This is a genomic window from Micromonospora sp. NPDC005203 (assembly GCF_042872705.1).
Lineage (GTDB): Bacteria > Actinomycetota > Actinomycetes > Mycobacteriales > Micromonosporaceae > Micromonospora.
Genome location: NZ_JBIAKV010000015.1, coordinates 148,306 through 157,651, shown reverse-complemented (window position 1 = coordinate 157,651; position 9,346 = coordinate 148,306). Strand labels below are relative to the sequence as shown.

Sequence of the window (9,346 nt, the reverse complement as noted above, 5' to 3'; positions counted from 1 at the left end):
CGGATCAGATCGGTACGCATGATGGCGTGCTCCTCTGCATCGGGGGTGCCCGCACCACACCCGGGGGGTGGGTGGTGGTGTGGGAGAAGTTCGTGCCCGGCAGCCCACAACGGGGGCCGGCATCGGGTAGCGGTGTAACGGCTCGCGCCGGCGTGGCATTCCGTCTGCCAGGGGCTCGCCGGGTTGTGGTGCTCGGTCCTGCGGGGGATGTAACCGTGGCGGCCCGGCGGGTGTTCCCGGCGGCTGCCGCACACCAACGACCCGACGGTCGCGGTGGCATGCCAGGTATAACGACCCGGCCCGGCCCCCCATTCCGCCGCCATGGTGACCCCGACCATGGGACGAAACCCCCCAGACAGAACGAATCGTTCACGCGGTGCTCCCACCCCGTGGGCAGCGCACGATGATCCACTCGCGGTCAGGAATATCGCGGTGTCGGCGCGGCCCGGACACCGCGATTTCGGCAAACGGGAGTGGACCATGCCCGTGTCCGGTTCCGGCCCGAAACGGGGCACGCCTTCCGCATCCCGGCCGCGCATCCGACTACCGCCTAAATATCGGCGAATCAGGCAAAAATCCCCACGACCTGGTCGACCTGCCGCCAGGAGCGGGAGGTGCCGAAGGGGTCGGCAGCACGCGCACCAGCGCGACCGCTACCGTCGCGACGACCGTCCAGGAGGGAGGCCCGAGGGCGCGGTGGTGCGGGAGTCGGTCGAGCTGGTCAGGCGCCGTCTGCGGGCTTCGTGGCGTCGCCGGCCTGGGCGTGCCGTTCCCGCAGGCGCTGCCGGATCTCCTCCGGGGTGTACGCGCGCCGGCGTCGTTCGGCCCGCGCGATGACCACGCCGGAGGCCGCCACGCCAGCGAGACCGGCCAGACCGAGGACCTTCCACCACCGCAATCCTTGCCGCATCGGCCTAGGCTAGTCCCTCATGAGCATCAGCCTGGATGAGGCCGTCGAGTTGACCCGTACCGGAGACGTGTGGGTGTTCCGGGGTCGCAGCGTGCCGGACCGGGCGATCCAGTCCATTACCAACAGCCCGGTCAACCACGTCGGGATGGCGGTCGTGCTGGACGACATGCCCCCGTTGATGTGGCACGCGGAGCTGGGCAGGTCGTTGCCGGACCTGTGGTCGGGCACCCACCAGCGCGGCGTCCAACTGCACGACCTACGGGACGCGGTCTGCGTCTGGGCCAACCGGTACGGCCAACGTGCCTGGCTGCGGCAACTCGACCCGCCGGCCGACGATGAGATGGAGCGGGCGGTGCTGCGGACGATCGCGCGGTTGGACGGCACGCCGTTCCCGTCGACGGCGCAGTTGGCGTGGCGCTGGGTACGTGGTCGGGTGCCGACGCTGCCGCTCCCCGGCCGCCTGTCCGCGCTGGCGCTCCCCGGCCGCCTGTCCGCGCTGTCGCGCCCCGCTCGGCCAACACCTGCGCCAACCCCGGCCGCCCCCGGCAGCGCGGTCGCCTCTGGCAGCGCGGTCGCCCCCGGGAGCACGGCCACGTCGGCGGGGGAGCGGGACCGGGCGTTGGAGACGGCGTACTGCGCCGAGGTGGTGGCGGTGACCTATGAGGCCATGGGGTTGCTGCCGGCGGGCCGGCGTCCGAACTGGTACGACCCGGGGCGGTTCTGGAGTGGGGACGACCTTGGCCTGGCCGGCGACGCCCGGTTGGGTTCGGAGATCGAGGTACGGGTGCCGCCGCGCTGAGGTTTGACCTGGGCGGAGACTGGCAACTGCGGTGACCGTGAACGCCTCCACGGATCTTGACACGTTGGCCGACTTCTTCGACAGGTACGGCGTGGCGTTGACCTCGGGCGACCTGCCGGCCATCGCTGGCTGTTACGCCCTGCCGGGGTTGGTGGTGGCCGACACCTACAGCTTCTCGTTCACGTCCGCGGCGGCGGTGGCGCTGTCCTTCGTGGGTGCCGCGCCCGACTACCAGGACCGGGAGTTGGTCGCGGCCCACGCCCGGATCGAGGACGTGCAGCCGCTGTCCGCGTTGTTGACGATGGTGGTCGTGGAGTGGGAGTTCCTGGACAGTCGGGGGCAGGCGGTGCCGGGGGAGCGGTACCGGTACCTGCTGCGGCTTGCGAATGGTGGACCACTGATCTGCACGGTTGTCCGGACGGGCTGACCGACCCGGGCCGGTTGGCCCGATCCGTACCCGCCCGGTTTCCGGTCCGTGCGCCGCTGGCTACGCTGTCGCGTCGGTGGGGACGAGGGGAGACCTGATGGCGGTGCGGCCGGACGGTGCGGCAGGGACACGAGCGGCGCGGGTGTTGGCATCGATGCCGTGGGTCGTGGTGCTGCTCGGTGTGTGCGCGCTGGTGGTGCTCCTGGTGATCGCGCTGCTGTCGTTCCGGACCAGGGAGCGGGACGTCGCGCCGTGGGCCGCACCCACGGTGTTCCTGCCGACCGTGCCGGCTGCCTCGTCGGCCAGCGGTGGGCCGAGTCCGGCCGCGGTGGAGCGGCGCTCGGTGTCGCCGCGGCCGTCGCGCAGTAGTCGGACGCCGTCGCCGCGGGCCACCACCGTGACCAGTTCGCCGACTCCGCTGCGGACGAGTGCTCCGGCGGTGCCGGTCGTGCCGGTCAGGCCGACCAACGGCACGGTGGGTGCCCGGTACCAGGTCGGTGAGAACGGCTGGGGCGGCGACGCCGCGGTGCTGTCGATAACGAACGAGTCGGGTCGGTCGGTGGACTGGTCGGTGGAGTTGGCGTTCGACGACGACCTGTGGGCTCTGCGGGCCACTGACGACTCGGGTGTCGCGGTGCGGGGTCGGGGGAACGGCGAGTTCGTGGTGCGCGGCACGCGTTCGCTGGAGGCGGGTGACTCTCGGACGGTGCGGCTGCGGGTCGGCTGGGGTGAGTCGGCGCAGCGGCCGCTCCGGTGCACGATCAACGGGGTCGACTGCCGGCTCGGCTGAGCCGGGAGGGCACCGGGGCGTGTCGTTGGCGCTTCCGGCTCCGGCCGCCGATCGCTAGGCTGCCCGGACGGTGCGCTGAGGGAGGTACATGTCCGGAATGCGTCGGGCCCCGTGGCTGTCGCACGGTCGGGCCGCGATCGTGTCGTCGCCCTGGATCGTGGTGGGCGTTGGTGTCCTCGTGATGGTGGTCCTGCTCTTCATGGCCCTGGGCGCGTACCGGGGGCGTAGTCCCGCGCCGGCCGGCGCGCCGGTGCCCCCGGTGGTGCCGCTGCCCACGGGGGTGGGGTTGCCGAGCGCTCCCGGCCCGGCGTCGTCGCCTCCGCCGGTGCGCCCGGGGTTGTCCGGGCGGGCGAGCGGGCTGCCGCCGAGCGCGTCGGCGGGGTCGCCGTCGCCGTCGGTCGGCCCGTCTGTCGGCGCGACGGCCAGTGGGCCGGTGGTGACGCGGTCACCGAGTCGGGCTCCGCAGGGGCAGCCGGCGATGAGTGGGCGGTACCGGGTGGTGCAGAGCTTCGACGGGGGTTTCATCGGCGAGGTGTCGATGATCAACCGGTCCCCGCAGGGTCGTGGGTGGACGGTCCGGTTGGAGTTCTCCGGTGGGCGGTTGGTGACCGCCTGGGTGGAGGGCGTGCCACAGGGGACGCTTCGCGAGTCCGGTGACGGTTTCACCTACGTCAGTGGGGTGGACGTGCGCCCCGGTGGGTCGGTGTCGTTGCGGTTCCACCTGGAGCGGACTTCCAGCACCCCCCGCGAGTGCACTGTCGACGGGGTGCGCTGTAGCGGATTCTGAGCGGCGCTTCCGCAAGGATGCTGCTGTGTTACGACCGTGTTTGCAAGGCATTGCAGAATGTTTCGGCAAGGGTTAGCGTGCGGCGCATCACGACCAGAGGAAGGCGTCGATGAGACCCACGCCGATACCGCGCACCGCCCTGCTGGCCCTCGTCCCCCTGCTCACCCTCACGCTTGTCGGCACTCCGGTCGCCGCGCATCCGGCCGCCGCCGCTGTCCGGCCCTCGGACGCCGCCGCGTCCGCCCCCACCGGCGCCGCGCAGTGGCGTGCCGAACCCACCGCCGAGGCGCTGCTGAAGGCGGGCGACAATTCGGCGCGCGCCGAGCAGTTCTACTTCGTCCTGCCGGACCGCTTCGCCAACGGTGACCCCCGCAACGACCAGGGCGGGCTGACCGGTGACCGGTTGCGGACCGGGCTCGACCCGACCGACAAGGGCTTCTACCACGGCGGTGACCTCAAGGGCGTCATCGACAGGTTGGACTACATCCAGGGGATGGGCACCACGGCCATCTGGCTCGCCCCGGTCTTCAAGAACCGGCCGGTGCAGGGTGCCGGCAACGACATCTCGGCCGGCTACCACGGCTACTGGATCACCGACTTCACCGAGGTGGACCCGCACTTCGGCACCAACGAGGAGATGAAGCGGCTGGTCACGCTCGCCCACCGGCGCGGCATCAAGATCTACCTCGATGTGATCGTCAACCACACCGCCGACGTCATCAAGTACGCCGAGGACACGTACGCGTACGTGGACAAGGCGACCTCGCCGTACACGGACGCGCAGGGGCGGGCGTTCGAGGACCGCAACTACGCCGACGGCAGCCGCGCGTTCCCGCCGGTCGACAAGGAGTCCTTCCCGTACACCCCGGTCCTTCCGGAGCCGGGTGACGCGAGCGTCAAGGTTCCGGCGTGGCTGAACGACGCGACGATGTACCACAACCGGGGAGACTCGACCTTCGCGGGCGAGAACAGCGAGTACGGCGACTTCTTCGGCCTCGACGACCTGTGGACCGAGCGGCCCGAGGTGGTCCGGGGGATGACCAAGGCGTACGGGGACTGGATTGGCGCGATCGGCGTCGACGGGTTCCGGCTGGACACCGTGAAGCACGTCAACATGGAGTTCTGGCCGCAGTTCAGCCAGGGTATCGAGCGGGCCGCCGAGAAGGCCGGCAAGAAGGACTTCTTCATGTTCGGTGAGGTCTACAGTGCCGACCCGGAGATCAGTTCCCGTTACGTGCGGCAGGGTGGCCTGCCGGCGACCCTCGACTTCGCCTTCCAGGAGGCCGCGCGCGGGTACACCGCCGGCGCCGGCTCGGCGAAGGCGCTCGCCGACGTGTACGCCCGCGACGACCTCTACGCCGCCCGGGACACCGACGCGGGCCGGTCGCCCACCTTCCTCGGCAACCACGACATGGGCCGGATCGGCTCGTTCATCGCCGGCGGTGGCACCGACCCGGCCAGCCACCTGCGCCGCGACCAGCTCGCGCACCAGCTGATGTTCCTGACCCGGGGCCAACCGGTGATCTACTCCGGCGACGAGCAGGGCTTCACCGGACCCGGCGGGGACAAGGACGCCCGGCAGGACATGTTCGCCTCGTCGGTGCCCGACTACCTCGACGACGACCTGCTCGGCACCGACCGCACCCACGCCAGCGACCAGTTCGACACCGGCCACCCGCTGTACCGGACGATCGCCGAGCTGGGCCGGCTGCGCCAGGCGCACCCCGGGCTGCGCGACGGTGTGCAGGTCACCCGGTACGCCGCCGACGGCCCGGGCGTGTTCGCCGCCGCCCGGATTGCCCCCGCCGACCGGACGGAGTACGTGGTGGCGGTGAACAACGCCGACACCGCGCAGACTGTCACCGTGGACACCTGGTCGGCCGGCGCAACCTTCACCGGCATCTACGGCGGCAGCCAGACTGCCGGGGCCGGCGCCGACGGCAAGCTGAGCGTGACCGTGCCGCCGCTGTCCGCGGTGGTGTACCGGGCCGGCACCCCGATCGCGCGCCCGGTCGCCGCATCGCGCATCACCATCACCAGCCCGGCCCCGGACGCGCCGGTCGCCACCCGGGCAGCGGTCACCGCCCAGGTGACAGGTGACCCCCTCGCCACCGTCACCGTCGCCGCCCGGGTCGCGGGTGGGCGGTGGACGTTGCTGGGCAGCGCGGACCACGCGCCGTACACCGTGCAGCACGACCTGACCGGCCTGGCCGGCGGCACCCGGATCGAGTACAAGGCGGTGGTCCGCGACGGCCGGGGCCGCACCGCGACGGCCCGGTCCACCGCCACCGTGGGTACGCCCCCGCCCGGCGGTTCGCGGGACTGGGCGGTGGTGCACTACCAGCGCCCCGCGGGTGGGTACGACGACTGGGGGCTGTACGCCTGGGGTGACATCGACCCGGCGTACGTCACCGAGTGGCCCAGCGGGCAGCCGTTCGCGGGGGAGGACTCCTACGGCCGGTTCACGTGGGTGAAACTCAAGCCGGGCGCGACGTCGGTGAACTTCCTGGTCGTCGACAGGACTGGTGCGAAGGACGTCGCCCAGGACCGCAGCATCGACGTGACCTCCACCGGGGAGATCTGGCTCAAACAGGGCGACCCGACGATCTACCCGACCCGGCAGGCGGCCACCGGTGAGCCGGACCCGCCGGTCGAGGAGGGCACCGCGGTGATCCACTACCGGCGGGCCGACAACACCTACGACGGCTGGGGCCTGCACGTGTGGGACGGCGCGGCCAACCCGACCGAGTGGTCGACGCCGCTGAAGCCCGTCCGGACCGACGCGTTCGGGGCGGTGTTCCAGGTGCCGCTGGCGGCCGGCGCGACCGCGCTGAACTACATCATCCACAACGGTGACACCAAGGATCTGCCCGAGGATCAGCGGCTCGACCTGGCCGGCACGGGCCGGGAGGTGTGGCTGCTCGCCGCCACGCCGGGCCGGTTGCTGCCGACGACGACGACCACCGCCAGCGGGGACACCGACATCGGCAAGCAGAAGGCACACTGGATCGACAGGTCCACCGTGGCGTGGCAGACGTCGCCGACCGACGGCAGGACGTACGCGCTCGTCGTCGCGCCCGAGGGCGGGGTCGGCGTGGTCGACGGGGAGCTGACCGGGGCGTACACGACGTTGCCGTTGCGGGCGCAGCGCAACGGGCTCACCGAGGCCCAACGCACGAGGTTCCCGCACCTGTGGTCGTACCGTAGCTTCGCCCTGGACCGGGGCGACCTGGCCAAGGTCCCGGCGGCGCTGCGCGGGCAGGTGCTGGTGACCGAGCGCGACGCGGCGGGTGCCCTGCTCGCGGCGACCGCCGTGCAGATCCCCGGTGTGCTCGACGACGTGTACGCGCGGGCCGCCGACGCCACCCTCGGGCCGACGTTCGCGGGCCGGACGCCGAGCGTCGCGCTGTGGGCGCCGACCGCGCGGACGGTGGCGTTGCAGGTGTTCGACTCGCCCACCGCGTCGCCGAGGACCGTGGGAATGCGGCGTGACGACCGCACCGGTGTGTGGTCGGCGCGCGGCGACCGGAGCTGGGTCGGGAAGTACTACCGGTACCAGGTGCGGGCGTGGCAGCCCGCCGTACAGAAGATGGTCACCGCGGCGGTGACCGACCCGTACTCGGTGGCCCTCGCCGCGGACTCCACGCACAGCCAGTTGGTCGACCTGAACGACCCGGCGCTGGCCCCGGCGGGCTGGCGGACGAGACGCAAACCAGCTCCGGTGCCCCCGGCGAAGGTGCAGATCACCGAGCTGTCGGTGCGGGACTTCTCCATCGCCGACGAGACCGTGCCGGCCGAGCGGCGGGGGACGTACCTCGCCTTCACCGACCCGATGACCGCCGGCATGACCCACCTGAAGGCCCTCGGTGACGCCGGTGTCAGCCACCTGCACCTGCTGCCGGCGTTCGACTTCGCGACGATCCCGGAGCAGCGAGCCGATCAGCGTCAACCCGCCTGCGACCTGGCCGCGCTCCCGCCGGACTCCGCCGAACAGCAGAAGTGCGTGGCGGCGGTCGCCGACACCGACGGCTACAACTGGGGGTACGACCCGCTGCACTACACCGTGCCCGAGGGCGGTTACGCCGTCGACCCGGCCGGGGCGGCGCGGACCACCGAGTTCCGGCGGATGGTCGCCGGGGCGAACGACGCCGGGCTGCGGGTCGTCATGGACGTGGTCTACAACCACACGGCCGCGGCCGGCACCGACCCGAAGTCGGTGCTCGACCAGATCGTGCCCGGCTACTACCACCGGTTGCTGGAGGACGGCACGGTCGCCAACTCCACCTGCTGCGCCAACACCGCCCCCGAGCACACCATGATGGGCAAACTGGTCGTGGACTCGCTCGTCACCTGGGCGCGGCAGTACAAGGTGGACGGCTTCCGGTTCGACCTGATGGGTCACCACCCGAAGGCGAACATCCTGGCCGTCCGCCAGGCGCTGGACCGGCTGACCGTCGCCCGCGAAGGCGTGGACGGCCGGTCGATCCTGCTCTACGGCGAGGGCTGGAACTTCGGCGAGGTCGCCAACGACGCCCGTTTCGTCCAGGCCACCCAGGCCAACATGGCCGGCACCGGCATCGGCACCTTCAACGACCGGCTGCGCGACGCGGTGCGCGGCGGCGGACCGTTCGACACCAACCCACGGGTGCAGGGCTTCGCGTCCGGGCTCTACACCGACCCGAACGGCGACACGGTCAACGGGTCGGCGGCCGAGCAGAAGGCGCGCCTGCTGCACGCCCACGACCTGATCAAGGTGGGGCTGACCGGCAACCTGGGCGGCTACCGGTTCACCGACACCGCCGGGCGGCAGGTCACCGGGGCGCAGGTGGACTACAACGGCTCCCCGGCCGGCTACACCGCCGCGCCGGGGGAGGCCGTCACCTACGTCGACGCGCACGACAACGAGATCCTGTACGACGCGCTGGCGTACAAGCTGCCGCAGGCCACCTCGGCGACCGACCGCTCCCGGATGCAGGTGCTGGCGCTGGGCACTGTGGTGCTGGGACAGGGCACCGGGTTCGTCACCGCCGGCACCGAGCGGCTGCGGTCGAAGTCGCTGGACCGCAACTCGTTCAACTCCGGTGACTGGTTCAACCAGATTCGCTGGGGTTGTGAACGGGGCAACGGGTTCGGCGCCGGTCTGCCGCCCGCGCCCGACAACGAGGACAAGTGGTCGTACGCGTTGCCGCTGCTGGCGGACCCTGCGCTGGTGCCGGACTGCGCGGCGATCAACACCACGAACGCCCGGTACGCCGAGTTGCTGCGCATCCGGGCGTCGTCGCCGGTGTTCGGGCTGGCCACCGCCGAGCAGGTGCAGCGGCGGGTGGCGTTCCCGCTGTCCGGGGAGCAGGAGACGCCGGGCGTGCTGACCATGACGCTGGACGCCCGGGGGCTGGGCGGGGCGTGGCAGTCGGTGACTGTCGTCTTCAACGGCACCCCGGAGACGGCGACGCAGACGGTGGCCGACCTGCGCGGTGCGGATGTGGCGCTGCACCCGGTGCTCGTCGACTCGGCCGATCGGGCGCTGCGTACCGCCTCGTTCCACCGGGCGGCCGGCACGTTCAGCGTCCCGGCGCGCAGCGTGGCGGTGTTCGTCCAGCGGTAGCGAACGTGAACCGGCCCCCTTCCGCGTG

The 9,346-nt window shown here is 71.9% G+C and carries 6 protein-coding genes; 5 read left to right on the top strand and 1 reads right to left on the bottom strand.

Annotated features, from left to right (window positions below; genetic code table 11):
* Positions 1-721: 721 nt before the first annotated feature.
* Positions 722-910, bottom strand: a complete 189-nt coding sequence (locus tag ACFYPM_RS27260; protein ID WP_387202597.1) for a hypothetical protein — start codon at positions 908-910, stop codon at positions 722-724.
* A 19-nt stretch (positions 911-929) separates the two neighbouring features.
* Here ACFYPM_RS27260 and ACFYPM_RS27255 point away from each other — a divergent pair, with 19 nt between their 5' ends.
* The 5 genes from ACFYPM_RS27255 to pulA all read left to right on the top strand — a co-directional run bounded on the left by ACFYPM_RS27255 (position 930) and on the right by pulA (position 9,318).
* Positions 930-1,709, top strand: a complete 780-nt coding sequence (locus ACFYPM_RS27255; protein ID WP_387202594.1) for a hypothetical protein — start codon at positions 930-932, stop codon at positions 1,707-1,709.
* Between the two features lie 37 nt (positions 1,710-1,746).
* On the top strand, positions 1,747-2,136 hold the full coding sequence (locus ACFYPM_RS27250) for a hypothetical protein (RefSeq protein WP_387202624.1): 390 nt from the start codon (positions 1,747-1,749) through the stop codon (positions 2,134-2,136).
* Positions 2,137-2,290: 154 nt separating this feature from the next.
* On the top strand, positions 2,291-2,926 hold the full coding sequence (locus ACFYPM_RS27245) for a hypothetical protein (protein WP_387202591.1): 636 nt from the start codon (positions 2,291-2,293) through the stop codon (positions 2,924-2,926).
* 88 nt (positions 2,927-3,014) lie between these two features.
* Complete coding sequence (locus tag ACFYPM_RS27240; protein WP_387202588.1) at positions 3,015-3,713, top strand: cellulose binding domain-containing protein; 699 nt, start codon at positions 3,015-3,017, stop codon at positions 3,711-3,713.
* 109 nt (positions 3,714-3,822) lie between these two features.
* A complete protein-coding gene (gene pulA, locus ACFYPM_RS27235) occupies positions 3,823-9,318 on the top strand; it encodes a pullulanase-type alpha-1,6-glucosidase (RefSeq protein ID WP_387202585.1) in 5,496 nt (1,831 codons plus the stop codon).
* The last annotated feature ends 28 nt before the right edge of the window (positions 9,319-9,346 follow it).